26 protein-coding genes and 4 pseudogenes are annotated in these 26,614 nt (G+C 37.1%); 24 read left to right on the top strand and 6 right to left on the bottom strand.

All coding sequences use genetic code 11. The annotated features are described in order from the left end of the window. The first annotated feature begins 2 nt into the window (after positions 1-2). From LJF29_RS05875 to LJF29_RS05830, 10 genes are read left to right on the top strand one after another with little or no spacing between them, the layout of a single operon-like run. On the top strand, positions 3-1,706 hold the full coding sequence (locus LJF29_RS05875) for a phage tail spike protein (RefSeq protein WP_229147534.1): 1,704 nt from the start codon (positions 3-5) through the stop codon (positions 1,704-1,706). A 50-nt stretch (positions 1,707-1,756) separates the two neighbouring features. After that, positions 1,757-3,655: a teichoic acid biosynthesis protein gene (locus LJF29_RS05870; RefSeq protein ID WP_229147532.1), complete on the top strand. Its 1,899-nt coding sequence runs from the start codon at positions 1,757-1,759 to the stop codon at positions 3,653-3,655. A 13-nt stretch (positions 3,656-3,668) separates the two neighbouring features. Continuing rightward, positions 3,669-3,977: a hypothetical protein gene (locus LJF29_RS05865; RefSeq protein WP_106022078.1), complete on the top strand. Its 309-nt coding sequence runs from the start codon at positions 3,669-3,671 to the stop codon at positions 3,975-3,977. Further along, entirely contained in the window at positions 3,974-4,147 is a 174-nt protein-coding gene (locus LJF29_RS05860) for a hypothetical protein (RefSeq protein ID WP_189269887.1), read from the top strand. Before LJF29_RS05865 ends, LJF29_RS05860 begins: the two co-directional genes overlap by 4 nt. Positions 4,148-4,159: 12 nt before the next feature. Continuing rightward, positions 4,160-5,743 carry a phage baseplate upper protein gene (locus LJF29_RS05855; protein WP_229147529.1) on the top strand — a complete coding sequence of 528 codons (1,584 nt, stop codon included), beginning with the start codon at positions 4,160-4,162 and terminating at the stop codon, positions 5,741-5,743. Positions 5,744-5,755: 12 nt separating this feature from the next. Next, a complete protein-coding gene (locus LJF29_RS05850; RefSeq protein WP_229147523.1) occupies positions 5,756-6,124 on the top strand; it encodes a hypothetical protein in 369 nt (122 codons plus the stop codon). Next, positions 6,124-6,297 (top strand): XkdX family protein, encoded by a 174-nt coding sequence (locus LJF29_RS05845; protein WP_229147521.1) that lies wholly within the window; start codon positions 6,124-6,126, stop codon positions 6,295-6,297. The genes LJF29_RS05850 and LJF29_RS05845 overlap by 1 nt, the downstream gene beginning before the upstream one ends. Positions 6,298-6,348: 51 nt before the next feature. Beyond that, positions 6,349-6,561, top strand: coding sequence for a BhlA/UviB family holin-like peptide (locus LJF29_RS05840; protein ID WP_031600555.1), 213 nt, complete (start codon positions 6,349-6,351; stop codon positions 6,559-6,561). Positions 6,562-6,575: 14 nt separating this feature from the next. After that, on the top strand, positions 6,576-6,839 hold the full coding sequence (locus LJF29_RS05835; protein ID WP_147801362.1) for a phage holin: 264 nt from the start codon (positions 6,576-6,578) through the stop codon (positions 6,837-6,839). A gap of 57 nt (positions 6,840-6,896) precedes the next feature. Beyond that, positions 6,897-7,871 carry an N-acetylmuramoyl-L-alanine amidase gene (locus LJF29_RS05830; RefSeq protein ID WP_229147519.1) on the top strand — a complete coding sequence of 325 codons (975 nt, stop codon included), beginning with the start codon at positions 6,897-6,899 and terminating at the stop codon, positions 7,869-7,871. 53 nt (positions 7,872-7,924) lie between these two features. Here the strand turns inward: LJF29_RS05830 and LJF29_RS05825 are convergent, their stop codons facing one another. Together LJF29_RS05825 and LJF29_RS05820 are read right to left on the bottom strand one after the other, a co-directional pair. Beyond that, positions 7,925-8,389 carry an SMI1/KNR4 family protein gene (locus LJF29_RS05825; RefSeq protein WP_106022085.1) on the bottom strand — a complete coding sequence of 155 codons (465 nt, stop codon included), beginning with the start codon at positions 8,387-8,389 and terminating at the stop codon, positions 7,925-7,927. 13 nt (positions 8,390-8,402) lie between these two features. Next, positions 8,403-10,169 carry a T7SS effector LXG polymorphic toxin gene (locus LJF29_RS05820; RefSeq protein ID WP_229147517.1) on the bottom strand — a complete coding sequence of 589 codons (1,767 nt, stop codon included), beginning with the start codon at positions 10,167-10,169 and terminating at the stop codon, positions 8,403-8,405. A 348-nt stretch (positions 10,170-10,517) separates the two neighbouring features. Here LJF29_RS05820 and LJF29_RS05815 point away from each other — a divergent pair, with 348 nt between their 5' ends. Together LJF29_RS05815 and LJF29_RS05810 are read left to right on the top strand one after the other, a co-directional pair. Beyond that, positions 10,518-11,633 carry a Rap family tetratricopeptide repeat protein gene (locus tag LJF29_RS05815; RefSeq protein ID WP_229147514.1) on the top strand — a complete coding sequence of 372 codons (1,116 nt, stop codon included), beginning with the start codon at positions 10,518-10,520 and terminating at the stop codon, positions 11,631-11,633. Then, positions 11,630-11,782, top strand: coding sequence for a PhrK family phosphatase-inhibitory pheromone (locus tag LJF29_RS05810; protein ID WP_167552222.1), 153 nt, complete (start codon positions 11,630-11,632; stop codon positions 11,780-11,782). The genes LJF29_RS05815 and LJF29_RS05810 overlap by 4 nt, the downstream gene beginning before the upstream one ends. Positions 11,783-12,703: 921 nt before the next feature. Here the strand turns inward: LJF29_RS05810 and LJF29_RS05805 are convergent. Both LJF29_RS05805 and LJF29_RS05800 read right to left on the bottom strand, forming a co-directional pair. Next, positions 12,704-13,712: pseudogene (locus LJF29_RS05805) on the bottom strand (site-specific integrase). Between the two features lie 344 nt (positions 13,713-14,056). Next, complete coding sequence (locus LJF29_RS05800) at positions 14,057-14,569, bottom strand: hypothetical protein (RefSeq protein WP_116315469.1); 513 nt, start codon at positions 14,567-14,569, stop codon at positions 14,057-14,059. 465 nt (positions 14,570-15,034) lie between these two features. Here LJF29_RS05800 and LJF29_RS05795 point away from each other — a divergent pair, with 465 nt between their 5' ends. Then, complete coding sequence (locus LJF29_RS05795; RefSeq protein ID WP_229147512.1) at positions 15,035-15,508, top strand: hypothetical protein; 474 nt, start codon at positions 15,035-15,037, stop codon at positions 15,506-15,508. A 42-nt stretch (positions 15,509-15,550) separates the two neighbouring features. On the opposite strand, the pseudogene LJF29_RS05790 reads toward LJF29_RS05795, so the two are convergent. Next, positions 15,551-16,428: pseudogene (locus LJF29_RS05790) on the bottom strand (thermonuclease family protein). Between the two features lie 178 nt (positions 16,429-16,606). Here LJF29_RS05790 and LJF29_RS05785 point away from each other — a divergent pair. From LJF29_RS05785 to LJF29_RS05740, 10 genes and pseudogenes are all read left to right on the top strand, one after another. Then, positions 16,607-16,858 (top strand): PH domain-containing protein, encoded by a 252-nt coding sequence (locus LJF29_RS05785; RefSeq protein WP_229147509.1) that lies wholly within the window; start codon positions 16,607-16,609, stop codon positions 16,856-16,858. Positions 16,859-16,946: 88 nt separating this feature from the next. Further along, positions 16,947-17,483, top strand: a complete 537-nt coding sequence (locus LJF29_RS05780; RefSeq protein ID WP_229147506.1) for an SMI1/KNR4 family protein — start codon at positions 16,947-16,949, stop codon at positions 17,481-17,483. Positions 17,484-17,855: 372 nt separating this feature from the next. Continuing rightward, positions 17,856-17,995 (top strand): annotated as a pseudogene (locus LJF29_RS05775) (T7SS effector LXG polymorphic toxin); the annotation flags it as partial. Beyond that, positions 17,995-18,494 (top strand): annotated as a pseudogene (locus tag LJF29_RS05770) (SMI1/KNR4 family protein); the annotation flags it as partial. The pseudogenes LJF29_RS05775 and LJF29_RS05770, both read left to right, overlap by 1 nt. A gap of 34 nt (positions 18,495-18,528) precedes the next feature. Continuing rightward, entirely contained in the window at positions 18,529-19,062 is a 534-nt protein-coding gene (locus tag LJF29_RS05765) for a GNAT family N-acetyltransferase (protein WP_229147504.1), read from the top strand. Between the two features lie 208 nt (positions 19,063-19,270). Then, complete coding sequence (locus LJF29_RS05760) at positions 19,271-19,465, top strand: hypothetical protein (protein ID WP_229147503.1); 195 nt, start codon at positions 19,271-19,273, stop codon at positions 19,463-19,465. A 560-nt stretch (positions 19,466-20,025) separates the two neighbouring features. Then, positions 20,026-21,315: a Na+/H+ antiporter NhaC family protein gene (locus LJF29_RS05755; RefSeq protein ID WP_229147501.1), complete on the top strand. Its 1,290-nt coding sequence runs from the start codon at positions 20,026-20,028 to the stop codon at positions 21,313-21,315. A gap of 356 nt (positions 21,316-21,671) precedes the next feature. Next, complete coding sequence (locus LJF29_RS05750) at positions 21,672-21,965, top strand: YolD-like family protein (RefSeq protein WP_229147588.1); 294 nt, start codon at positions 21,672-21,674, stop codon at positions 21,963-21,965. Beyond that, positions 21,958-23,208 carry a DNA polymerase thumb domain-containing protein gene (locus tag LJF29_RS05745; RefSeq protein ID WP_229147499.1) on the top strand — a complete coding sequence of 417 codons (1,251 nt, stop codon included), beginning with the start codon at positions 21,958-21,960 and terminating at the stop codon, positions 23,206-23,208. The genes LJF29_RS05750 and LJF29_RS05745 overlap by 8 nt, the downstream gene beginning before the upstream one ends. A gap of 174 nt (positions 23,209-23,382) precedes the next feature. After that, complete coding sequence (locus tag LJF29_RS05740; RefSeq protein ID WP_229147498.1) at positions 23,383-24,138, top strand: YqcI/YcgG family protein; 756 nt, start codon at positions 23,383-23,385, stop codon at positions 24,136-24,138. A gap of 204 nt (positions 24,139-24,342) precedes the next feature. Here the strand turns inward: LJF29_RS05740 and bglS are convergent, their stop codons facing one another. Then, positions 24,343-25,074, bottom strand: coding sequence for a beta-glucanase (gene bglS / locus LJF29_RS05735; RefSeq protein ID WP_229147496.1), 732 nt, complete (start codon positions 25,072-25,074; stop codon positions 24,343-24,345). Between the two features lie 1,055 nt (positions 25,075-26,129). Between bglS and LJF29_RS05720 the strand changes: the two genes are divergently transcribed. Continuing rightward, a complete protein-coding gene (locus LJF29_RS05720) occupies positions 26,130-26,513 on the top strand; it encodes a UPF0715 family protein (protein WP_229147494.1) in 384 nt (127 codons plus the stop codon). Positions 26,514-26,614: the final 101 nt, after the last annotated feature.

The following is a 26,614-nucleotide window of genomic DNA, read 5'->3' as shown; positions in this document are numbered from 1 at the left end:
TTTTGGCTAAAGAGGATTTCATTAAACAAATTGCCGCCGACGCTCAAAGAGTATATAAAAACCATCAAATTCTTGCTTCGTTAATCATTGCCCAGGGATGTCTTGAGAGTGCATGGGGAACAAGTGAACTTGCGACAAAAGGGCACAACCTTTTCGGCATGAAAGGCGAGTATAAGGGACAGTATGTCACTATGATGACCTGGGAAGTCATTAACGGTGAAAATGTTCAGGTTCCGGCAAAGTTTCGAAAATATCCCTCTTGGAAAGAGTCGATTGACGACTTAGCTAACCTGTATCTCAATGGCGTAAGTTGGGATAAAAATCATTACAGGGCCGTTGTCGGAGAGACGGATTATCAAAAAGCCACAGCTGCCCTCGTAAAAGCTGGATATGCAACCGATCCAAATTATGCAACAAAGCTCAACAGTCTTATTTTCACCTATAAATTAACTAAATACGATACCACTGAGGGACTGCCCGACAATCCGGATGAACCAAGTAATCCTGATCCAATCGTAGACCTGCCAAGCAAAGAGTATGACGGAAAAGACATTACGCTAAATCAGAGCCTTCCTAAAGATGTATATTTTCCAAAGCTGCATGTGGCGAGTCAGGACGATTCACAAGCTATTGAAGTCATCGGCGCTGACCCGGACTTATTAGACGATACGACAGGGAAAAAGGACATTGAATTCACGATCACACGGACAGCTGATAATGGCACAGAATACGACTTGCTTGTGAATGATAATATTCTTTATCTTGATGAGAAAAAATTCAATCATCAAAAGTATTTCATCACAGATATAGGTATTAACCAGGAAGGGACGCTTTCGAAAAAAGTAACAGCAAGCCACGTTTATGTTGTGACACTAAACAACCACTATGTAGAAGATACGATCAGCGGGACGTTTACCGTCAGGAAGATGCTTGATTTTGTTTTTAAAGGCACAAAATTAAGGTACATCTTTATGGACAAAGAAACTGAGTTTTCTAGCGTTGAACAAGAGAATTTCGGTGACAGATTCGGAAATGATTTGATGGATGAAATTGTGGAAGACTACGGCTTAGAACTAGATGTCGATAATTATAAAGTCTATGTTTATAAGAAAATGGGCAAACGAATAAATCATACACTTGATACTCGTTATAATATGCCTGGCATTACAATCAAAACCTCTACTCAAGGGTGCTCCACAAGAGCGAGGGGTTTTGGCGCAATTAAAGAAAACAGCAGCACGGATAGCAAAAAAACGGAGTATGTTTTTGAGCCAGTTTTGTACAAGCATCCTGACGAAGATAAATTCCTGATTGATGGCATGCCGAGATGGGCTGAACCATTGAGGGATGAAAAATATAAAAAAGCATCCAGTATGTTGGCGGCTTTGAAAAAATACGTAAACCCATATCCACAGACGGAAATAGAAGTGGATTATGAATACATCTACGAACCGAAGCTTTTGAAGATACAAGAGGATTTCTGGAAGGGTGACACACTGCATATTTTGGCTGACACATCATACGGTGTCACGTACGAAGATGATGTCCGTCTTTTGGCCATTCAATATAAACCATTAAACCCTTACGCAAAACCGGCACTGACTTTTGCTAATTTCCGAAAAGATATTCAAGACATTCGGATGGAGCAGGAGAAGAGATTGAAAGATCAAAAGCGATATATGCAAAAACTTAGAATGATGATTTGAGCACTCTTACCAGGGTGCTTTTTGTTTTGTCTTGAAAGGAGTGTGATCTCATGGTGATCAGATTAATAAAAGATTATGATTCTACAAAAGATTCACTGTATCTTGCGCAGCAGCGGGATGACCTGGAAAGCATTGAAAATGGATTAAATGGACTATCCAATTCCATTGCTAATCATAAATCGGCTGTGACTGCTCATACGTCTTCTCAAGTGGCACATGGCGGCGGGCTAACAGTTTACGAGGAAATTGAAATAGCGAAAGCTCGACTACGAAACATTATTTTAGAAGCAGATGGAACCAATATAAAAGAAACCTTAGATGCTCGGGTAGATAAAAGAGGGAAAGTCTATCCGTCTTTACGTGATCACCTCATCGCAAATGAAACTGATCTCGAAAATTTGGATTCAATTATTCAAAAAGAAATGACTTTTGATTTCACAACGGTTCCGCCGGTTTACCATACAAACTTGAATTTGGCAGATAAAACAGTACTTCAGTGTTTTGTCATTGATGAACTAACAGGCGATATCTACGCCACACAGGTTGCCAGTGGGAACAAAGATAAAAGCGAAAGTTTCACCATTACACGTATGAACCAAAACGGGGTGATGCTGGACAGCATGACGCTCAAACACGGCGGCCACGGCACCACAATTGGACTGGAACGGGAAAACGGAAAAATATATATCTGGTCCAACTATGATGTAGTCGATTCAAACGGAAACACTGTCGGGAACGATCTTGTGCGTTTTCCTTATACAGCGGGCGCCACTTTGAATGGTGGCAGCGGAGGCATTAAACGCTATAACAAATTCAACGATTACTATACGATTCCAGTAATTGATAGGGAGAACGGTTTTATTGCCTTCCGAGTAAAGTTAAATGATGGTAATAGTCTTGTGGAGCTCCGGAAATTAACTGACGTAAAAAGCGGAGTGAATAAAGTGCTGGGGAAGGTGATCATTCCAAGTGATCTGCATTACCTTCAAGGTTTTACGATTGATGGGTATGATTTATACTGGTACACCGGGGACACCAATAACAATACTTACCCATGTGAGATCACACAATTTAGTTTTAAGGATGGAAGCTTAAAAAAACGTATCTCCTGTGATTTTGGTTATGGACCAGACGGCAAATACGAAGATGGTTTCCGAGAACCTGAGTCAATCTTTTTATATAAAGACCCGAAGACAGGAAAGAAATCGCTGTTCGCAGGGGTAGTAACGGGGGCAGTCGGAAAAAGACTTGCAAAGGTATACGCCTACCATTCAAAAGAGAATGCAGCCAAATTCGGTATTGATTTAGCTCAGGGTTATCAAGGGTATAAACTCACCCAAAATAGCGGCTATGCAAAGCGGCTGCCGGAAGGACTTAAAGCGTTAAAAGAATTTCGGCAAGTGGGTTATTACTATATGACGACTCCAGAGACCAAAACACTCTCTGATCACCCGGACAGTGGCGATGCTGGTTGGTGGTTAAATATTGCACCTGCTGACCGTGTGGGCTCAGTTATTCAAACGTTAACTCGAAACTCAACAGCAAGGCCACTCAAGATTTTGACACGAGTTGTTACAAGTGAAGGCAAAGAAGGAGAATGGTCAGAGATTTCAGCGAGTGGAAAGCTGCCCTGGGCAAACCTGCCTTTAAAGAATGGCGCAAAGAATCCTGACAGCAACAATCGTCTACAATTTGCAGTACAGGGAGGTTTTCTTTATGTAAGGGGCCGTGTAACAATTCCTAAAAAAGACGGTGTGGACTTTGCGACATTACCTGTCAGTGCGCGGCCTAAAAAGAATGCCTTTAAAGGGTGCCCGGTAGGAGGGACTACGGGTGACAGGAAAATTGTATTTCGTTCGAATGGTAATATCTCGGCCCTCGGACTTATTGCGAATAACGCTGGAAACGTAACTTACACATACATTGACGAAATCATCAAATTAAATTAAGGGGGCGAGGCGTATGACTTTTGAGCAAGAATGGGCTTACCAATATGATGAAAACTTTATTTACGATTGCCCAGTGGAAATTCAATACATTGAAGATGAAGATGGTAACATGACACGTATTGTGCCAGAAAATGCAACGGAGATCAGCCCGGGTGACTTGGTCCAAGCAAAATGGACCGGTACAGAATGGATAGAAAATGCATCGGCGGAGTATATTGAATCGCTTGAAGCAACAGATTCAGCTGATGAAAGCGATGGAACAAAGGCATTGAAGGCCGTTGCCGATATACTAGAAACTGTAGTAAGGGGGGATGCTGGATGAGCAGCCCTTTTTTTAATGCAATAAAAACATGTTATTTATCAGGGTATTGGGACGGAAAGGAAGAGCTTCTTTCTATGGCCGTCGATCAAGGAAAGATAACAGAAGAGGAAATGAATGAGATCAAAAGGCTCCGACAGGCCGACAAAGGATTTCCTTCTATAGAGGAGTAAAGGAGGGACGCTATGCCGTACAAAGATGAATCACTTACTTTTACGATCAATGGCCGGCGCAAAAGCCCGGTACAAACAAATATCCAATATACAACTCAAGACAAAGGAACAGCAAAATTATCATTCCAGCTAATAAAAGACGGGGTTCCCCTGCCATTATCCGCGGCAGTGGTGAAGCTCGTTCTTTTAATGTCTGACAGCAGCCGATTTGTCCGAAATATTGAAATCACTGATAAATTGAACGGCCGGTTGACCTATGTTCTCTCTGATGAAGAAATTAAGCACGTTGGGACTGTTCAGGCTGAGCTAGATATTTCATATACAAATCAGCAGGCGATGTCTATTCATGAGTTTTCTTTTGAGATTAAGAAAGCACTGATTGACACTGATATCCTGCCAACCGCGGAATACTATATTGATGATTTTGAATCCTTAAAAAATAAGATCAACGAGCTTTATAACGAAACCATTCAGACGGTTGAAGAGCTGCGAAGAAAATTTGAGGACTTAGAGAACATTGAAACAAAAGATGGAGCACAGAAAAAGGCTGATTCTGTTCAAGCTAATTTAGACACCCATATAAATGACAAGTCGAATCCTCATGGTGTTACAAAAAACCAAGTAGGCTTGGGAAACTTAGACAACGTGCAGCAAGCAACAAAAGCAGAATTCAATACACATAATACGGATTCTACGCGTCATATTACGTCTGCAGAACGTTCCAACTGGAATGCGAAGGAAACGACAACAGGAGCAAAAAACAAGGCAGATACAGCCGAGAAAAACGCAAAAACGTATACTGATCAACACATTAATAATAAAAGTAACCCTCATGGGGTGACAAAAGATCAAGTCGGGCTCGGTAATGTTACAAATGACAAACAGGCAACCAAAACAGAATTTGATTCACATGTAAAAGATACAACTGCTCATATATCTACAGCAGAACGTACAAAATGGAACAGTGCTCAGCTTTTCAAAATTACAAATGATGTTGGAGGGGTCTTGGTTTCAATCGCTGATACAGACGATTTTCTGGACAGAATTGTGAAGGCAGGTAAGACGTTCGGAACATTTTATTCCACGGGGAAGCCCTTGAATGCTCCCTCCACTTTATCAACAAGGGGATTTTTTCACTTCACATCCATTGATATTAATGGTAACGGCACTTTCGGTTATGTCGTGGCCGTGGATTATAAGAATAATATGTATTCAAACTATGTTGACGGCAATTTAGGCTGGTCAGGTTGGAAGCGACTTCTCACTGAAAATGATACTGACAGTGTGCCGTGGTTAAATGCAACATATAAAAATGGGGCAAAGACAGGAGATCGTCAGCTTCAATTTAAAAAAGTAGCAGGTGCCCTTCATCTTACGGGCCATATTGTGACAGATCGAGAAGTCGTTTTTGCGTCTATTCCTTCCACCTATGCCCCGTCAAAAGGCGTGATGGAATTAATAGCTGTAAGTGGAATTACAGGAATGAGCAAATTAATTGTGTTTCCGTCAGGAGACCTTAAATTGACCGGCTTGATGGCGAACGATAGCAGCAAAGTGACCGGATACTATATAGATAAAGTGATCCCATTAAACTAAAGGAGGGGAAATATGATCTTAATTTATCCGTATAGAGAAGATGGCTTTTATGCTGGACAACCTGTAGAGCTTTTTCCTGACGCTGAAACAGGTAAGTATAATATACCGCCTAATGCTACCGACAAACCGCCTGAAAAAAACGGTTCAGGCATGTGGCGTCCTTGGTTTGAGAGCGAAAAACAAGAGTGGATCGAAACAGCTGATCAGGAATATAAAGACAGTTTGAAGGGGCCGGCCGATCCTCCATCTGCTGTAGATCAACTAAAGGCGCAAAGTGCAGAAACAATGGTGCAGCTGGCCGAAGCACAGAACTTGATAGAGTCCCAAGCGAAAACGATTGCGGACTTGTTATTAATGCTGGCTGAAGGAGGGGAAGTGTGATGGATTGGTTTAAAAATATCGAAACTATTTATGGATGGGGGAGACAGTATTACACAAACGCTGATGTCGCCCGTTTTGTTGTCTTGAAGAGAATCACAGAAGACCAATATAAACAAATCACCGGCCTGACCTATCCAGCTACAGAGCCGGTTGTCATAGATTTAGGAAGTTAACCAACACCCATTGAGGTGTTTTTATTTTGCCATGAGAGAGGTGAGGGCTTTATGGAAATGGATATTACACAGTATTTAATCACTCAGGGGCCCTTTGCTGTGTTGTTTTGCTGGCTCCTATTCTATGTCATGAAAACGAGTAAAGAAAGGGAAGCAAAGCTCTATAATCAAATTGATTCCCAAAATGAAGTCTTGGGGAAGTTCAGTGAAAAATATGATGTTGTAATTGAAAAGCTAGACAAAATTGAAAGCAAAGTACAATAGGAGGAATAAACGATATGAAAAACTATGACAAAGGCACGGTCATTCGGACGGTGCTTCTTTTGATTGCACTTATTAACCAAACAATGCTGATGCTTGGTAAGTCACCGTTGGATATTTCAGAAGATCAGGTGAATCAGCTTGCGGATGCTCTTTACACTGCTGGCTCTCTGATCTTCATGATCGGTACGACACTTGCTGCATGGTTTAAAAACAATTATGTGACAGCAAAAGGGCACCAACAAAAAGCAGTTCTTAAACAAAACAATCTAACAAAATGACGCTGCTGGATAAACCGGCGGATTTTTCTATATTAAAAATGAATGGAGAGAATGAATATGACAATCACAGTGAAAAAGAATCTTGTATCAGAAGCTAAATACGCTTTGAAATGTCCGAACTATATGGACGCTGAATACATTACCATCCACAATACAGCGAATGATGCGTCAGCTGCTAACGAGATCAGCTATATGATCGGGAATACAAGCTCGACAAGTTTTCATTTTGCTGTTGATGACAAAGAGGTTATTCAAGGGCTGCCGTTAAATCGTAACGCATGGCACACAGGAGATGGAACAAACGGTACAGGTAATCGTAAGTCGATTGGTGTCGAAATTTGTTACAGTAAGTCAGGAGGCGCACGATATAAGGCGGCGGAAAAGCTAGCTATTAAGTTTGTGGCACAGCTGCTTAAAGAACGAGGATGGGGCGTTGACCGTGTCCGCAAGCATCAAGACTGGAACGGCAAATATTGTCCGCATCGAATTTTATCAGAGGGAAGATGGGACGAGGTTAAGGCTGCCATTGAAGCAGAATTGAATGCGCTGGGAGGAAAGACAACATCCAAACCGTCGTCATCTGCGTCTAAAGCTGCAGGAAGCACTTATACAGTCAAAAAAGGAGATACTCTTTCCGCAATTGCAAAAGAGCACGGGGTGAGTGTGGCGAACCTTCAGAGCTGGAATAACATAAAAGATCCGAATAAAATCACAGTTGGCCAAAAGATAAAGCTTGAAGGATCAAGCACCCCAAGCGCTAAACCAAGCAGCAAAAAAACGTCATATGTGCTGCCTTCGGGCATATATAAAGTCACAAAACCTATGCGAAAAGGGGATGACGTAAGGCAGATTCAAAAAGCTCTTGCTGCCCTTTATTTCTATCCGAGCAAAGGGGCGAAAAATAACGGCATTGACGGCGTGTATGGACCGAAAACAGCAAATGCAGTCAAAAGGTTCCAATCCATATATGGATTGGTTGCTGACGGCATTTATGGGCCTAAGACTAAAGCGAAAATTGAAGCGAAATTGTAGTAATAAAAAAGCCTCTCACATAGTGAGGGGCTCTGCATTGCAATCCTTCTGACTTAATCGTCCCAATCTTCATCTTCTTCCCAGTTTTCTTTCATCTCAAGAAGTCTTTCATAAAAGAACTTTATAAAATGTGCCGAATCAAGTTCTTTATAGCCACCAAATTCACTCCAAATAACAACTGGACATTCTCTTTCACTGTTCATTTTATTGGTATCTAAGCAATATCCAAAAAAATCAACATGTTCTACAACTACTAAACCACTTGGCAGTTCCCTATACTCACGATATTCCCTAGTTGTTTCAACAACTGAAGCACCACCAAAGTCATAGCCTAATAAATCGATTCCATAAACTCCACCAGAACCATAGTTTCTAAGAAACCACTTGTAGCTATCTGGAAGTGTAACTTGAAGATCTTGTTCGATTTTTAAAATTTTATCTTCGCTAATTCCACCTGTGAAATCTTTTTCCTTTGCATTTTCAGCTAAGAATTCTTTTACTTTCAAATAAAGATCCATGGTTTATAACCCCTTATTCTTTCTCATATTGTTTTGCTCTCCACTTCCAATACCTTGTCTTAAAGTTATTGTATTGTTTCTCCAGGTAAACATCATTCCTAAAGCTTTCACCATTACCTTTTAGGCCATGTATCACATCACTATACTTTGTATGTAAACTGTTAGGTATCTCAAGCAATGTTCCACTTTCTTCTTGTATGAGGTGATGTAAGTTAATCTGTGTTCCGTCTTTAGCATAAGGAGATTTACCATCCTTCATTAATTCAAGATTGGTTTTTCCTTTTGGAGTTTTTTGATTAATATCAATGTCCTTTAAGGTATAGACTCTCCGGCTTACATCTCTAACTTCACCTTTAACCTTTACTTTGCCGTCTATTTCAACAGCGCTGTACTTTTCTTTATTTAACCAAGGGAGATTTATTTCCTTACCTGTAAATGGTTTTCTTGTTTCGTCTAATTTTTTAGCAAGCTGAAGCAGTCTGTCTTTTGCGCTCACACCGTTGATGACATTATACGGCACACCACCTGCTACAACAACATCTTCTCGCATGACAAACGGTTTAATTGCTGTTAGTGGATCAGGAGTTTCATCCAGTTTTTTAGACACTTTTTTTACTGCAGCTTTTCCGGCTGTTTTCACTCCAATTTTAGCAACTGAACCAGCACCTTTTAAGCCAAAGATGTTTACTGCTGCATATGTAAACCAATGAGCCTTTGATTCTGTGTCACCATTCTTTACGTCTCTTACATAGGAGGTTATAATTGCATCTTTAATTGAATTAAATGTGGAATCATAGTGATAAACTGCAACTGCAGAATTAATAAGCATGTCGACAGGATGATTGTGTGCCATATAGTCTAATGTTTCAGCTGTCATATCATAAAGAGCTGTAACAGTACCTTTGGCTCCAGCCATCAACTCACGTGTGTTTTCAATTTGTGTGAAATATCTCTGTTGATCTTTAGTAAGATTCTCAAAACCAATGGTTTTTGCCATTGAGTAAAATTCATCGGCATCCGCATAATCGTAGTTTTTTAGTCTTTCTTTCAGTTTTTCAATTTCTCGTTCTTTTTCTTCCTTCTTCTTAATCGTCAAATAAGCTTCTGTACGTTTTTCAATATCGCCTTTTTTCTTATGTATGTCGCTTTCTCTATACGCTTTGGCATTATAGTGAATAGGTGTAGCATTTTTCCCTTTACCTGTTGATTCTTGAAGTTTTTTAAAATCTTGTTGAATGAATTGTTCGTTAGGCTCTGTTAATGCATATTCAGTTGTTAAACCATCATCAACTTGTCCAATTTTATCAATTGTTTTTTCACGTTTCTTATCTGCACTGGCAAGTTCAACTTTAAAGTTTTCTGTTGAAAACAAATCAAGTGGTAGGATATCGTCAATATCATTCAGAATGTCCTTCATTGCTTTCTTCTGTTCAGACATAATAGCCTTTGATTTTTTATAAGCATTTGCGAGTTCATGCTCTAAAAAAGACTCCTCGACGTATGCATCTGACAAGCTGGCTTCCTCTATAACTCCAGAGACACTTGTAAGGAAAGCAATTTTCATATCGATAAGATCAATCCATTGATCTGTAACACCGACATGATCATGATAAAATGCTTTGATATTGTTTGCACCTTTACCTGAAAACTCGCTGTCATCCAGGTTAGCTACGTCTTTAAATGCTTTTCTGAGCTTAACCATTTGTGATCTGAGTTCCTTGTACTCTTTTGCACGTTTATCCGCTTCAGAAAGTAATGACTTTGCTTCAAATACCTTCATATCATTCTCCTTTTTCTGACACTCAATACTCAAAATTTTACCATAGTTTAGGAGGGTTAACGGCTTTAAGATCGGCCAAATACCAGAAATCCTCCAATGGAAATAGTTATTTTTACTCAATCGATTGTCCGAAAAAGGACATTTCCTTATAATTGATATACAAGACCTAGGCGATCTGTTCTTTCGCACCCTGAAAATTTAGGTATATTATCCCTTGAGTTTAATTGCGTCATCACGAAAGCAGAATTGCGCTATGTCGAAAATTTTTTCTATATATTACATTTAATGTTAAAGTTGTGTTAACATTTGTTTGATAATTTAGAATTTTGACAGAAAGAGGGGTTTATTATGAGTAAACTTGCTTCTGAATATGTTGCTAATTTCTTAAATGAATGGTATATGGCCATAAAACAGCAGAATGTTGAGGCTGCTGAAAAATATTTTAAAGAAGTCAAATCTTTATTTGATGACATGGAAGAAGATCAGGAAGTATTAATGTATTACTCTCTACTTGAAGAAAGACATAAAATGATGATGTATCAAGTTAAAGGAACAGATTTCCCAAAGCATTCATACTTCAATAAAAGACATGCAAGAGAAATTCAAAAAACAGATAACATGATTGAGTACTACTTCTTTTTGTTTGAAGCGTTATACGAATCCTACAATCGAAACTTTGAGAATGCCATTAGCTTATTTAAAATTGCAGAGAAAAAGTTATCGATTATTCCCGATGAAATTGAAGTCGCTGAATTTTATTCTAAAGTTTCGTCAATGTACATGATGCTACGTCAAAGTATTGTTTCATTAAATTATATAAACAACGCACTCAACATATATAAAGGGAATGAAAATTACAAAAGGAAGTATGCAACTGCACTTATGGTTGTAGGAACTAACTATACAGATCTTGGCCAATTTGATAAAGCTGAAGAAGCTTATTTCCAAGCAATTAGAATTTCAAAAGAGCTTGATGATAAATTTTTCGAAGCGCAAATCCATCACAATTTAAGTATTACATACTCAGCAGCAAACAGATCCCAAGACTGTCTCAACGCACTGAGAAAAGCCATAAGAAATAAAGAGTGGAGACATTCAGTTTATTACATTAACTCTCTTTACATGGCTACCAAAGAGTTATTCCTCATGGATCAAAAAGATAAAGCTGTATATTATTACAAAAAAGGACAGGAAAATTTAACCCAGAAAGAGAATAAAGTGTATGAGGCTAAAATAAACATCATTTATGCACTTCTTCAAGATAATCAATACGAAACCATTGAGCAATGTTGGAGTTACATTCATTTCCTTCAAGAAAAGAATGACTTAGACAGTGTTCTTGATCTTTCCTTGATTATCTCACAGTACTGCGAGAAGAAAGAATGTTATAAGGATGCTCTTGAATTTTCTAAGCGAGCTATTTTAGCCGAAAAGAAAATGAGGCAGTTGGAGGGAATAGGATGAAAAGATTAATACTTCGTGTGTCTGTTACAGCTATTATCTTAAGTGGGTTAGCTGCTGGCGCTAGTTTGTTTACTAAGTCAGACATTCAATTTAGTGAAAAGCCAGTCGGAACTGATATTCAAATTGCAGAAAGACCAGTTGGAACTTAATAAAAAGTGAGGGGCATAAGATGACAAAAGGCGTTAAAATAACGTTATGGAGCATCCTAGCCGTATTCATCGTGTTAGCAATAATAGGAGTTGTATCTTATTATCAGACTCCGTCAGCGTAAGATAGCAGATCTCTAAAGTGCAGCCCAATAATGGGCTTTTTTGTATTAGATAAGAACTTGAGCTATTAAGTGCGAGGTGAAAAAGATGAGCAAAAAGATAAAAATAAAAGAGCTGATGAGGCACTAAAAACAATAATAAAAAGGCCCTTCTTATATGAGAGAGCCTTTTTTATTTAACCACCTACTCTTATCTCACGACCTAATCCCATTCCTACAGGTGGGTCATGATGTGTTCCTACAGGTAACTCACGTTGAATTTTCATCTTGATCACTCCTCTCAATAATGACAAATACTACATCTTTCCCAATTCTCCTTTTTTAATTTAAATAGATTCCGTAAAAGATTTGTAGCAGTAACATCCTCTGAATTTTAGCCGACTTGTGCTGATCTTACTTTGCCGAGAATCATATCGGATACAATCTCCATTTTCTAAGTAGTTACTATAAAATGCATCAGAGCTTTTTTCAGCTTGAAAGTTTTTGACCAAAATCATGACCAAAATTTGACCAAAAAATATTGAGATTTATAAAGATTCTATTTCAGATTAAAAATAATAAAGCACTGAAAAATCCTTTGTTTTCAAGGGTTCTCAGTGCTGTATATTATTTATTTAAATTGAAAGTTATGTTCCGCACACAAGTTCATCCTTGGGAGCGCGAACAGTATATGTCTCAATATTAATCTGATAAACCTTGATTTGATAGGGTTTTAGATTAATAACTAGGTGGTCAAGTCAAGTGGGATAACTAGAAACAACTAGTTTAACCACTTTTTGACCACCAAAAAAATTAAAAAAATTTAGGACAAAAGTGAATTCATGTAGTCTTCATAACCATCCACTGATGTATTTTCAAGCTTCTCAGATATATGAGAGTATACGTCCGATGTGATGGTTATATTTTTATGTCCGAGTCTTTCTTGAACAAACTTCATACTTGCACCTGATTCTAGAAGAAGGACAGCATGAGTATGCCTTAAACCATGAATTGGCATTTTTTCTAATCCGGCTTTCTTCAGAATGCGATTGAGTGCATTGAAGAGGGTAGACTTTGGTAAAGGTTTTCCATCCTGTCTTACAAAAAACAAGATCTAAATCATGCTCGTAAATCTCATTGAAAACTATTCTATTATCATTTAAATAGTTCATGTGTGTTGTTAACTCTTTTGCTAATGAATTGCTGATTTTAATTCTTCTTTCGGATTCATATGTTTTTGTTTCCCCGAATATTTCTTCTCCTTCTTTAACCTGGAAGTCTAAAGAGTTGTTAATGTTGATGAAGTTATTTTTTAGATCAATATCCTTTCTTTGTAAAGCAGCTGCTTCTCCCTTACGCATTCCTGTTTCAAGTAAAGTTTTAAAGAAGATATAGTACAAATAATTATCTTGTCTTGCAACTTTAAGGAAGAGGGAAATATCATCTGACTTAATGTATTCTAACTTTTCTTTTTTCTTAGATTTAGCCCTTGGAATTGTTACCCCTCCCTGGTCTGCTAAATAATTAATAAATTTTTGATAACGTAAGGGTTTAATATCTTTTAGTTTAATCTCCTTAAAATAGGGGAGAATTTTTGTATTAACATTTCGTTCATGAAGAATGTAAGTGTTTTTCCTAACATTACCTTGTTTGTATTGAGCGAGCCAATCTTTAAGATAATGCTTTAAAAGGGTTTCTCCTCCGTTAATTTCTAAATCACCTATCAATCTTTGCTCTTCTTGTCTTGCAGCTATCTGTGCCTCTTTTTTTGTTTTAAATCCACTTTTGGAGACTTCGATTTGTTCTTGAGTTAAAGGGTCTTTATGTTTTATTCTGTATTGCTATGTAGTTCCTCTTTTTCTGAAACTAGCCATATTATTCCACCTTTCGTTTGTAACATATCCCATTTTAGCACTTAGTTTTTTGAGGGACATCAAAAAATTCAGATAAGTAAGTCTCTAGCATGTTGGAACATTTCTCCTCTTGACTCTAAATAAAATTCCCATTTTTATTCAAACCTAAAAGCTGCTTGAATACATCCTAAATTTAAAGTATCCTGTATATGTATCATAGTTGGTGTATCAACCACTATAGGCCAGAGAGTTCCCTCACATACTCTCTGTCTTTTTGTTTAAAAAGCTAAAAAGCCCTATAAAAGGGCTTTATATCTGACATATTATCTAGGGGTTCTGAAAACTTTATAATCATAACCTATTTGTTTGCTATATTTACTGTCTTTGTAGACGTACATATCAACGATTGTGTATCTATACTTTTTGTCGTAGGCTAAGTATTGGGTTGTTGAGTAATAACGAGTTGGTTTTTTGTGATAAAATGTTCCAAACACAGCTTGAGCGAATATACCAGCCCAGGAGTATTTAAGACCAGGTAATCCTGCAGCAATTCTTGCTCCTAATTCAGCTGCAGTGTCTATGTTCTTAGAGTTCCCTCTAAAATGATCTACAACCTTCCATTTTGTTGATGGTGGTACAGCTTGAATTGAAATTTCTCCATTCTCTTGGATGACTGGAACTGATGATGTTTTAACTAATTCTTGAAGTGGTGTTGAATTAACCTGAGTGATATAACTTGGTGTAGGTTCTGAGATGGATTCTGCATGGCTAGTTAGTGGAGCCACTGTTGAGAATAGGAGTCCGAGAGATAGTGTAGTTAGAACTGTTTTTTTCACTAACAATCATCCTTTCAAGTTTTTTAATGCTTATGACTATCTGGATGCTGTATAATTATAACATATAATATACATATTTTGGAGGTTGAAATTATGAACTTTGATGACAAAAAGAGTATATTAAAGACTGTAGGGAACATATTTATGGTTCTTGTTCTTATCTCTTTATTTGTTTATGCATTCTCCAATGAATCTATTGGATGGTATGTTAAGGTCACTTCTATTGTGATGTTAACTATCTCTTATATTTGCTACGCTTTAATTTCTTTGCAGGAAAAATGGTTCATTTTAACTTTGATTATCTCCTGGCTTGTGATTATTTTTTGGGTATTCTAAATCAATAAGGCTGCCGTTCATACTTCCGCAATAAAAAAGGAAGGTAAACAGCAGCCATCTTTATTATTGTGGGAAACTTGTGTTCTAACAGCAGGAGATGCGAAACATGAGCCAAAGGAGGACAACACTGTGTGGAAAGTTTTAAGACAGTTACTTAAGAAACAGAAAAATCAAAGTCCTCTCGATGAAGGTTATTTACAGATTCCAGGAAAGGATATAAATCTAGAATTAAAACAAATGATATTTGAGCTGGAGAGCCTGGGGGAAGTAGTATCCGAAAAGCTGCAAAATAAGTATATAGATGTTTTTAAAGCTCAGGGTAAACCAAATCTTAGCATCAAAGTTTGTAGAGACATAGATGGAGATGTAATAAATGATTTAACGGCTGAGAGATGCTTGGAAAAAGAATACCGTTCACAAATAACAATTAATTTTTATCAACCTGCAAAAGCCTATGATGAAGATCTAGACTGCATCACCATGGATTTGTGGTATTACTACGGTGGCTTTATAGGAAGCGGTTGTGGAACATTATTTAATTTAAATAATAATGACTTAGAAAAAGAAATTGAAGAAGTTCTAATATTTTTACTCAATGATTAACAAATCCTAGAAATAAAAAAGAAAGCCACAAAGGGCTTTCAATTAACGTTCACAAGCATAGTTGTCATGATCCCTGTCCATTTTTGATTGGTAAGCAGGGTGGGAGCTAGGCACTCCATTCGGATATTTCTTTCTTAACTCTGTACAATTTTTAAACGTTTCTGTTTCTCCAGTTGACGCTGAAGATGCTTCGTTTTCAGTTGTAGTCGAAGTTTCACTTGATGCCTTTGGAGTAGTAGGCTGTTTAGCTGCCGGTTTAAATGTTGTCGCCTTTTTAACCGCAGCATCTTTCTGTTTAACACAGCCATTAAATCCTTTGTCAGTCACATAACCATTCTTACTCCACTTATAAAAAGCTTTTCTGATTTTGCCTCTTGCTCATCTTTCCTGAATTGATCTATGTATTTCGTATTTGGCTCATAAACATATGCTACTCTGGCTAATCCTTCTTTTAACAATGTTTCTTGAACAGACTTACCATCGATATAAACGTAAGCTAACAATCTCTCATATTTATCTCGGTGGTCACCTTTATCAAATTCTAATTGCATTTTGCCGTCGCTAACCATTTTTTGTTTCTTTTAGATGCATCCTCACCGTATGGCTGAACACAAGAGTCTGGCTTTTTAGACTCAGGAGTCTCAACTGTAAGTAACGAACTGTATCAACGTTCCCGTTGTATTTCACCTTAATCGTATCTCCATCAACAACTCTATCTAATGTAACATCTACCAATTCCTTATTGTCTTTTGCCTTAGATTTGTCAGCAGCCTTTTCTTGTTTAGCTTCCTTTTGTTCTGTCTGTTTAGCATTCCTAGAAACTTGTTGTGTTTCTTTAGGTTCTTCAGTATCATTTGAGCCGCCGGCAGCCAATGAAAGCTTAAAGTGAATACAGCAAAGCCTAATATTACTTTCTTCAATTTCATTTCCCTTTTTAGAGTGTTTGTTCTCTAACTATATCGGTAGGTCATCAATTATTATAATCCTGTATCCAATTATTGTGAATTTAATTTTTCCTTAACATGTTTTTATTTCAGTCTAAGATTGATTAGATCATGTTAAAATTTTACTGATTCATAATTAAAAGGAAGTGAGATTATGCTAGGGATTAAAGTTGAGAAATCAAATGATAACTTAATTATCAATTGGCAGCTATCCAAAATTGAAATACCAATTAAAGAAATTAGCGATGTATTCCTTGATCAAAACTATGGAGGAGAGGAGAAAAGCGCAGTAAGGATTGGGTTTCCTTATGGATCTACAGATAGGGTAGTGATTAAAACAGTAAATAACACTTACATTTTGTTCACCACTAATGCTGCTTCTTTAATGAATAAAATTGTTTCCTAGTATCACATTGCTGTCCTATTAGTAATACTTTCATTGTAACTGCATGACATGGTGAAATCTAGAAAATTGATGATAGAGGGGGGAGGATATGGAAGAAGGCAAACTTATTCATTTGACACTGGCCGGTATTAAAGAAGCTATTTCGAAGTATGGCAATTTTCCAATGATTCAACCAGGCGGTTTCGTATTAGAAGATGCTACATTTGAATTTAAAGAACCCGCAACAGAAGGAGAAATTAGAAAATTAGAGTCTCATTTTAATGTAAGTTTACCGAAGGACTATAAGGAGTTACTAGCTCTACATAATGGATTGGAGTTTCTTGATGGAATTGAAATACTCAGTATTGATGATGTTTTGAAATACAATGAAACAGAAGACCTTCCAGAAAAGTGTCTTTTGATTGGGTATCATTTTGATGGAAGATATGTTATAGATTCGAATAGATATGAAAAAGGGGACTTAGATTACTTATTTTATTTGGATTCGATTGATCATTTTGATGAAGCAGTAGATTTAAAAGCGAATTTTGAAATTTGGTTTGATCGGCTTTTAAGCTCAAACGGAAATAAGTATTGGGAAGTTGAAAGGAATATTAAAGCTTATTATGAAAACATAGATGAGTAAAGGACTCTAATTATAGTCCTTTATTACTTATAATTAGTAAGAAGCCCACCATGGATTGACTTCTGTTCTACGGAAGCTCTTATCCAAAGGAATTAAATTCCCAGTCATATTTCCGCTGCCATATTCCCTTGAAAGTTGATGGTGGTTTTCAAAATTAGCCCAAGTTTTTTTGCCATATTCTTATCGTACCAATTTCTATACGCTGTACGTTCTTTAGTTCCCCATTTAACTCTTTTCTCTTCTAGGATCTTCTTCCAAAAAATATGTGATGGTGCTAATAGATTTAATCCTGATTGTTCAAGTTTGCTTGAGGTATCAGTGATCTCTTTTTTGGAGCTGTTTTCACTGGATTGGAAATGAAGGTTTTTATTTGCAGATGACAAACGTAAAAAACAATCAATAAGCTAAACAAGCTTGATGAGGATTTAAAAACAGAATACGCTGAAACAGAATCAAACAAACTATTTATTCAGCAAGACTTTAAAAAGCTGCAGGAATCAACAGGCAAAGGAATGGACAACTCAAAGAGATTGAAATGAATATAGGCAATCAATTACCTTCAGATTAAAAGGACTTTTTGAAGAAATATGGAGGATGTTATCTAGAAAGTGAAAAAACAACAGATGAGATTGAGTATGACGTTTGCTATAAACCTATAGAGAAGGAACCTTGGATGGGTAAGGACGATGATACACAATTGTTAAAGGGTTTTTATGGTTTAGCGAACGATTATAACAGCCTTCAGAAAGCGCGATACATATTCTGATCGCTTTCCTAGAAATATAATTCCTATTGCAAGCTGCAGGCGGGAATGAAATATGCATGAACATCGATAGTGAAAAGGTATGGTTTTGGGATCATGAATTAAGTCATCCAGATAAAGACTTTTTCCTGATTGCCAATACGTTTGAGGTGTTTATCTTAAGTTTAGTTGATGAACCAGTTGAAGCTGATGAAGAAGATGATGGAATTCTCTACATTGAATTAGATGATGACTTTCTAAACAGTTAAGCAAAGTATGGAGATAAATGGAGGAAAAGTTAAAATGGCAGTTACTTATTGGACAGGGGAAAATCTTACACTACGAGCGATTCAACCTGAAGATATCGTTATATTTGAATCATTAGAAGATGAAATTTTACGAAATATGGACTCGCTCCATTTTCCTCGTTCAGCTAATAAAATGAGAGAATGGATAGAAGAACAATTGGAAAAAGATGATTTCCGTTTTATTGCAGTTGATAGAGATAATAATATCGTTGGTATGATTGAAACCTTTGATTGTGACAGGAAAAATGGTACCTTCGATTATTATCTGGCTGTATTTGAGCCATATAGAGGTAAAGGATACGCCAAAGAAATGATCTTGATGGTTCTTCGCTTTTTCTTTTTAGAGCTAGCCTATCAAAAAGTAAATATAATTGTATATTCTTTTAATAATCCATCCATGCGTTTGCATGAAAAATTAGGTTTCATGAAAGAGGGACAACTAAGAAATATCATTTTCACTAAAGGAGCTTATTATGATGGTATTTGCTTTGGGATGACAAGAGAAGAATTTGAACTGAATCATGGATAATATCACTTGGTCATCGATAAAGTCCTGTGTTCCAAATAAAATAATCGTTTTATCCATAAAGCAATAGTAGGTGTTGGCGCACCTCGGCTCTGGTTACAGTGGTAATACCAGAAGGCTGACACCTGTCCTAAATCAAAAAGGACTATTTAATGGAATGATATATGTTAAAATTAGAGAAAATGAAATCATAAATGAAGGAGGCTTAAATATGTCTACAGAAATGATTTTCATAGTGGCTATAGCATCTATAGTTATATGGAGTGCGGTATCCCGAGAGCTGGTAAAATCTTCGAAAGAGAATGGTAAAGGGAAAAACGGACGAAAAATAATAACTTTAATGTCTGCCGGTACCCTATCAACACTACTTCTGACCATCTCACTTTTTCAGAATATTCATTTTTGAAAAATACGGTTTAGCTGACAATGAGAAATAAATTCAAAAAGAAATGACAGCAAGTGATGCATAAATAAACAGCTGCACCAATTAGGTGCAGCTGTTTTAATCTACATCGATTTCATCTCATAACTGTTGATTCCAATGTTTTCTATTTTGAACCCAGTATACATTATAGACGTATTTCAGTCAGATCAATTTCTTTTCTGATTCTTGTCCAATTTGCAAATAGTTTCATAGCTTCCTTAAACAGACCGAAATAAACAATCAGTGGCTTTTCTTTCATGAAAGCGAGGATGGTCATCCCGAAAAAACTGCCCATCCAAGGGCTTGCTCGTTGTTTAATCTAAGTAGACCTAACCTTATTTGTATAGGATCTTCCAAATAATCTGTGGATGAGGTGTGTTTTTTCCTCTCCTTGAAAAATCCTTCTTTCAATTCTGTTATTAATTTAATAATTATTATACTATTTTCCCGCTTGACTTTTTTACTGTAGCCTTTTAAAGTATGGAATGTTGCTTAGACTGTGTTTAACGGCTTTGATATTGAAATTAGAGGTGGCTACTTAGATGAAACAAAATGGAAATCCTTGGGCGCTATTGCCACTAGTATTATTTGTAGGGCTTTTTGTCGGCTCCGGTGTATTGACTGGAGATTTCTATAAATTGCCAATATTGATTGCGGCTATTATAGCATCTGCTTTTGCGCTTTTATTTAACCAGAAGCAATCGCTCAATCAGAAAATAGAATGGTTTGCTTCCGGTGCGGGACATCCTGATATCATTATTATGGTTATCATCTTTATATTAGCAGGTGCTTTTGCTTCTGCAGCTGAGGCGATGGGAGCGGTACACTCAACCGTCAACCTTGCTTTGAGCATTATTCCGCAGCAGTTTATACTGCCAGGGCTTTTTATCATTGCTTGTTTTATTTCTGTTTCGATGGGAACATCAATGGGGACGATTGCAGCAGTTACTCCAATTAGCGCCGGTTTGAGCGGAGAACTTGGCTTGCCCACTGCAATCGCTATTGCAGCTGTTGTCGGGGGAGCTATGTTTGGAGATAATCTTTCTTTTATTTCGGACACAACCATCGCGGCAGTACGGTCACAAAAAACACAAATGATGGATAAATTTAAAACGAATTTTTTGATCGTTTTGCCTGCTGCTATCATAACAGTCATTTTATTATTTTTTATACCGACAGGACATGTGGGACATATCGGAGCTGAATCTTACAGCTGGTTTAAAGTACTTCCTTATGTTGCCGTGTTAGTTTTTGCGTTAATTGGTTTTAATGTGGTGGCTGTCATTTTTGGCGGATTGATCTTAACAGGAATTATAGGGTTTGCAAGCGATAGCTTGACGCTTGAGTCTTATTTTAAATCAATTACGGATGGAATTGCCGGAATGTCTGATCTTATTATCCTTTCCATGTTAATTGGCGGAATGGTCGGCATTATGAAACAAAATGGAGGGATCGACTTTTTACTGGGGGTTATTTCTAAAAGAATCCATTCGAAAAAAGGTGCTGAAGCCGGTATTGCCGGATTGGTCAGCGTTACGAACCTAGCTACTGCCAATAATACGATTGCTATTATTGCAGCTGGGCCGATTGCCAAAAATATCTCTGATGAATTTAAAATCGACAATAGAAAGTCGGCAAGTATCTTAGATATCTTTTCCTGCGTGATACAAGGCCTAATTCCTTATGGCGCGCAGATGTTGTCGGCCGGGAAGTTTGGAAATATTTCACCTGTCAGCATCTTGCATTACTCTTTCTATCCTGTTTTAATCGGGATCTGCGGCATCCTAGCCATTATATTCGGACTACCAAAATTCACAAGAAATACGAAATAAAGATAAAAAAGGTACCAAACGGTACCTTTTTCTTTTTTAATCTATAATTCGTCAAAACATATAGAAATGTTAAAAAGGAAGATAGAGATTGTAATAAAACAAGCTTTCATAATTTATTATGTTGAGGGCCTAGTGGGTGAATAACCAGCCCTCTCGGCCACATAAAAAATAACAAGGGTTTTGTCGCCCTTGTTATTTTTTGTGTCTTTAGATAGGAAATAGTATTACCAACATTTACATCGAACTTTTGTTCTTGTTTATATTGAATAGAGAACATTCGTTCTGTTAATATTAGATCAATAAAGGAGTGAGCCTAATTGCTTAGAGATCGAGGGACAATCAAATGGACATCAATGATGCTCCCAGAACACTTAACACAGCTTAAACAAGACTTACTTGATGTATCAAAAATTGAAAAGCCGTCCTTAGACGCTCAACAAATTGAAGAGATGGATATTCTTGTTTCTGAAGCGCTTGAATTTAATAAAGAGCTGGTATTGAAGCTTTTTAACAACGGATTCGTTGAAAATGTCACCGGCAGAGTCCATTACATTAATTTTGAACAACAAAAGCTACACGTTAAAGATCAGAACGACAATACAGTCTATATCAACATGAATAACATCATAGGAGTCACATACAATGATTGATTACTCACAATTTCCACGTAAAAATATACTTTGTGTCGATATGAAATCCTTTTATGCTTCTGTATCGGCTGTCACAATGGGTTTGAACCCCTTAACATGCTATCTTGCTGTTGTAGGGAATACGGAGAGACAGGGAAGTGTAGTATTAGCTGCATCTCCTGCACTTAAAAAAGATTTTGGAATCAAAACAGGATCGAGACTGTTCGAGATACCTGAAGATCCAAGAATAAACATTGTAAATCCGCAAATGAAGCTTTTCATCAGAGTTTCGACTGAGATTACAAAGCTGTTTTACAGATTTGTTCCTGAGAAATGTGTCCATACGTATTCAATTGATGAATCTTTTTTAGATGCAGGAAAAGAAGATCCTGAAGAAATGGCTAAAGCAATACAAAGCAGCATGTGGAGAGAATTTGGGCTTATGTGTACAGTTGGGATTGGTGACAATATGTTGTTAAGTAAGCTTGCACTTGACCTGGAGAGTAAGAAAACGAAGAGTGGCATTGCACGTTGGAGATATGAAGATGTGCCAAATAAACTCTGGAAGGTTCACCCGTTGTCTAAAATGTGGGGAATAGGAGGGAGGATGGAAAGAAACCTGAACCGAATGGGGATATCAACTGTAGGTCAGTTAGCTAAATTTCCCTTAGAGTTGCTTGAGAAGAGATTTGGAATAATGGGGAACCAGTTGTATTATCATGCTCATGGAATCGATTTATCTGAAATAGGTGCTCCGTTGATGCAGGGTCAAATTAGTTTCGGTAAGAGTCAGATTTTACTGAGGGATTATACAAGGAGAGAAGAGATTAAGGCTGTTCTGTTAGAGATTTGTGAGGAAGTCGCAAGAAGGGCACGTACGCATAATAAAGTTGGCCGAACAATCAGCCTGGGAATTGGATACAGCAAGGATGAGCTTGGTGGTGGTTTTCATCGATCCAAAACAATTGATCTTCCCACAAATATCACGATGGATATTTATAGATGCTGCTTGATGCTTTTTCAAACGTTTTACTCGGGTAAGACTGTGCGAAGTATCTCAGTCACACTGTCAAATATTGAGGATGATGTTCATCAGCAGTTGAGTTTATTTGAAGTGGATAACGAGAAGAGAAGGAAGCTTGGATTCGTTATGGATGGAATTAGAAGCAAATACGGATCGAAAGCGATACTAAGAGCAGTTTCTTACACACCTGCAGGAACTGCGCTTCACAGAGCTGGGCTTACTGGTGGACATAAATCATAAATATAAATACTGGATTATTGAGATGAACCGAGCCAAACTCTGGTTCTTCTTTAATTTAAAAGTGGGAGACCGTACAACCATAGGAGTGTTATAAGAACAGTGGCCCAATTACTTCTAGGACAATCACCTATGCAACACTTTTGCAATAGTCTATTGAAGTTAGGAGGCTATTGTATGACAAACTTAATTAGAGGTAGTGAAGACTTTTGCCAAGAATGTCTTTTACCTTGGCAAAGGGATGCACTGAATGCTTTTCGTAACAAAATGAAAGACAAAGAACATCTTTTTCCATGTATTCCAGCTACTCAATCTTTCTCACTTGGGCATCTCAGGTATGGATTTGTAGGCCAACCTCAAAAAGATCAAACATCCCTAGAACTAGCCAATTTACTAAAAGAGTTCACGATAAACTGTAGGGATTACGGAAAGTATACAACGTTGATTATATTCTTTGACACACCTCAAGAACTTATTAATAACAGCAGTGTAGAGGATTTTGAAAAATTGTTCTGGGAGCAACTTAACAAATTGCATGATCTAGATGAGAAGGATTGGCCCATTCATATTCCTCAAAATCCATCAGAACATGAATGGGAATACTGTTTTCATGGGGAACAGTATTTTATGTATTGTGCCACCCCTAAGCATGAAGAGAGAAAGAGTAGGCATTTTCCTTATATGATGATGGCCATTACTCCACGTTGGGTTCTTCAAGAATTTAATAAGAACGAAAAATACGCTAAAAAGATTAAAGAACAGGTAAGAAAAAGAATTACTAAATATGATACCATTTCCATTCATCCTGCTTTAAACAGTTACGGAAATGTAGATAATCACGAATGGAAACAGTATTTCCTAAGAGATAATGATACAGAACTATCTAAATGTCCATTCTTAAGAAGCTTAACTGACAAAGAAAATAGAAACTAGTTTTCTCATTTTTGAAATGAATTTTTCAAAAGTTAGAACAAATTATCAAGATGTGCAAAACATTTATAAAAATTTTTCTGTTTTTACAAGTGTATACGTATTCGAAGGCAATCCGGAAGCTTACAGAAGTGTGTAATCGGCATCCACATTACAATCATAAGAGCCTGGCTAGATTGCGGCAGCAGGCTCTTATCACATTTGGCATTATTTTTTTGTATAGCGCACCCAGTCGTAATGAGCGTATAGCGGTGTCACACCATTATAGGAACCGAGCCATTCATCTACACCCGTACCATTCCACAAGTTCATCATGATCTTACCTGGTGTTGTCGGAATTTGGCTTGTCGCAGTATGTTTTAATTGCCCATCGACATACCATTTAATAGAGTTTGGCTGCCAATCGAACGCATACGTATGATAGGCGTTGGCAGCATCAAATCCGAGATCCACGAGCTTCTCATGGTTTCCTACACCATTTGTATAATAGTTAAATTGAACCTTTGTTGTGTCTTTTCCTAAAAATTCGATATCAATTTCATCCCAAGGAGTTCCATCCGTTGGGCCTGTGTAAGTGAAGAACGATGAAACAATCCCTGCGTTTTTAGCTGGTTTCATCCTGACTTCATAAAGTCCATAGCCATATGTTTGAACAGAGCGGTTTTCCCCGCAGTCAAACTTGTTATAAGATGGACTTGTTAGCGCCAAACGCATTTCCCCTAATGGCGTCATTGATACGTTATTTGCACGCCAAGTACAGTTGAACATATTTCCATTCGAATAACCATTTGCTTTTTGCCAAAATCCAGAGTTGTAGCCATTAAAAGGGTCAAAAAACGATCCACCTGTTTGAGCCGAGGCAGTAGAAGTGAATGCAGACAAACTCATAAACAACCCAGTAACAAGAAGCAACAACACTCGTTTCATACGATTAGACATGTTGGTATCCCCTTTCTTTTGAAAGCGTTTTCTGTGTCGATCATACATGATTCTTTTAAAAGGGAACATCGGTCAAAATAATGATAATAACGAATTTTTTACTAGAATCCTGTAAGTTTGTGACGATTCTCCTCGTGAGGAATACAGCAACATCTTGTGTCTTTCTTCTAATCAACTGTAATTTGCAAGAACTTCTTGATCCTCTCCATTTCTTCAAACAGTTTCTTTATCTCTGAGTATAGAGCGTCCATTGTTTTTCAATATAATCGTAGATCAGTACTTAATAAGGGTCATTCAGTCGGGAACATTGAGAATTAAGAAAATGTTAAGTAATTGTTGCAACAAACAGTGCGCATTTGATTTCATACATAAAAGACCGCATAGTAAGAAATATCTTGTTTAAAACAAGTGAAAAAGGAGCTGAAAAGCTCCTTAAGTTTAAATCACTTTTGTATATATAGCTATGTAAAACCCGATTGAGTAATCATTAAGGGTATAAGTATAGCTGCTCATGCAGGAACCGCGGAAATTAGCATGCCAAATGATAAAGCAGAACTAAATAACATTTTTTAAGGTTCAATTACACCACTCCATTTACATTTATATACATGTGTTGTATGTTAACTGGAAGATGTTTTGGAAGTGAATTATGGGTCATAAAAGGCTGAAATCTTGATTTTAAAGGAATTGGTGCAGTAGGCGACAGTCGTTATAAATGTAAATTAGAAACTATCTTGCTCGGTAGGGAAACGGTCGTATTTGTTTTTTGCTACATTCTTTCCGGATCAGGATTCACAATCGCTCATTTAATAGACTGTAGCAAATTACACTATTTCATTTCTTTATCCATTTAGTTGCGGTAAATATGATTATCGCTTTCTTTTATGAATCTTTTCTGAGGAATTAACTTTTCGAGGGACAGTGTACTCTCTAAACAGGGGAATTAACTGTTTATCCTTGCTCCTACGACCAATTCTGTTTGTGCATACACCAAAAAAGACATCGAAAATGTGATTAAGACCAAATCTAATTAACTGAATGAATGGGGTAATAACATGCAAGTTTTAAGGATCATATTTGTTCATGTCTTGTCAGCGTTATCAGCCGCTGTTGTTTATGTTTTTGGCATTAATCATGATGGCTACATTCCATACTTCTTAATAAGTGTTATTCTCTATCTCTTATATTTAATGTTTGCGGCACCTGTTCAATATTTCTTAAATCGCAAGCCAAAAAGGTTTAACCTCAATTATTTACTCATATACATATTCTTTTCCTTCTTAGTATGGTTATTCTTTGCTGTGATAACTGACTCAAAAAATACCTTAGACTTTCTAATGGAATACGAAATTTACTTATTGAGCATCTCATTTGCTGTAATCTTTTGGATCTGGGACTCAATTTTTCTGCAAAACAAGGCAAAGACAGCAGCTAAGTAACGTAAGTATCACAATATCAATCGAAAAGTAAATCTAAAATTCCCATTGATATTGTGATACTCTTTTTTCAATTGCAAGGGATAGGGGGTAAGTGTGTAAAA

It is taken from the genome of Bacillus sp. LBG-1-113 (assembly GCF_020708615.1).
Lineage (GTDB): Bacteria > Bacillota > Bacilli > Bacillales > Bacillaceae > Bacillus > Bacillus mojavensis.
Note: the sequence above shows the minus strand (reverse complement) of the source record. Positions and strands in the feature narration are given on the sequence as shown.

Excerpts from the sequence above, each read along its gene's own strand:
- LJF29_RS05870 (WP_229147532.1), top strand. The coding sequence starts at position 1,757 with ATGGTGATCAGATTAATAAAAGATTATGATTCTACAAAAGATTCACTG.
- LJF29_RS05865 (WP_106022078.1), top strand. The coding sequence starts at position 3,669 with ATGACTTTTGAGCAAGAATGGGCTTACCAATATGATGAAAACTTTATT.
- LJF29_RS05860 (WP_189269887.1), top strand. The coding sequence starts at position 3,974 with ATGAGCAGCCCTTTTTTTAATGCAATAAAAACATGTTATTTATCAGGG.
- LJF29_RS05855 (WP_229147529.1), top strand. The coding sequence starts at position 4,160 with ATGCCGTACAAAGATGAATCACTTACTTTTACGATCAATGGCCGGCGC.
- LJF29_RS05850 (WP_229147523.1), top strand. The coding sequence starts at position 5,756 with ATGATCTTAATTTATCCGTATAGAGAAGATGGCTTTTATGCTGGACAA.
- LJF29_RS05845 (WP_229147521.1), top strand. The coding sequence starts at position 6,124 with ATGGATTGGTTTAAAAATATCGAAACTATTTATGGATGGGGGAGACAG.
- LJF29_RS05840 (WP_031600555.1), top strand. The coding sequence starts at position 6,349 with ATGGAAATGGATATTACACAGTATTTAATCACTCAGGGGCCCTTTGCT.
- LJF29_RS05835 (WP_147801362.1), top strand. The coding sequence starts at position 6,576 with ATGAAAAACTATGACAAAGGCACGGTCATTCGGACGGTGCTTCTTTTG.
- LJF29_RS05830 (WP_229147519.1), top strand. The coding sequence starts at position 6,897 with ATGACAATCACAGTGAAAAAGAATCTTGTATCAGAAGCTAAATACGCT.
- LJF29_RS05825 (WP_106022085.1), bottom strand. The coding sequence starts at position 8,389 with ATGGATCTTTATTTGAAAGTAAAAGAATTCTTAGCTGAAAATGCAAAG.
- LJF29_RS05820 (WP_229147517.1), bottom strand. The coding sequence starts at position 10,169 with ATGAAGGTATTTGAAGCAAAGTCATTACTTTCTGAAGCGGATAAACGT.
- LJF29_RS05815 (WP_229147514.1), top strand. The coding sequence starts at position 10,518 with ATGAGTAAACTTGCTTCTGAATATGTTGCTAATTTCTTAAATGAATGG.
- LJF29_RS05810 (WP_167552222.1), top strand. The coding sequence starts at position 11,630 with ATGAAAAGATTAATACTTCGTGTGTCTGTTACAGCTATTATCTTAAGT.
- LJF29_RS05785 (WP_229147509.1), top strand. The coding sequence starts at position 16,607 with ATGCTAGGGATTAAAGTTGAGAAATCAAATGATAACTTAATTATCAAT.
- LJF29_RS05780 (WP_229147506.1), top strand. The coding sequence starts at position 16,947 with ATGGAAGAAGGCAAACTTATTCATTTGACACTGGCCGGTATTAAAGAA.
- LJF29_RS05765 (WP_229147504.1), top strand. The coding sequence starts at position 18,529 with ATGGCAGTTACTTATTGGACAGGGGAAAATCTTACACTACGAGCGATT.
- LJF29_RS05760 (WP_229147503.1), top strand. The coding sequence starts at position 19,271 with ATGTCTACAGAAATGATTTTCATAGTGGCTATAGCATCTATAGTTATA.
- LJF29_RS05755 (WP_229147501.1), top strand. The coding sequence starts at position 20,026 with ATGAAACAAAATGGAAATCCTTGGGCGCTATTGCCACTAGTATTATTT.
- LJF29_RS05750 (WP_229147588.1), top strand. The coding sequence starts at position 21,672 with ATGCTCCCAGAACACTTAACACAGCTTAAACAAGACTTACTTGATGTA.
- LJF29_RS05745 (WP_229147499.1), top strand. The coding sequence starts at position 21,958 with ATGATTGATTACTCACAATTTCCACGTAAAAATATACTTTGTGTCGAT.
- LJF29_RS05740 (WP_229147498.1), top strand. The coding sequence starts at position 23,383 with ATGACAAACTTAATTAGAGGTAGTGAAGACTTTTGCCAAGAATGTCTT.
- bglS (WP_229147496.1), bottom strand. The coding sequence starts at position 25,074 with ATGTCTAATCGTATGAAACGAGTGTTGTTGCTTCTTGTTACTGGGTTG.
- LJF29_RS05720 (WP_229147494.1), top strand. The coding sequence starts at position 26,130 with ATGCAAGTTTTAAGGATCATATTTGTTCATGTCTTGTCAGCGTTATCA.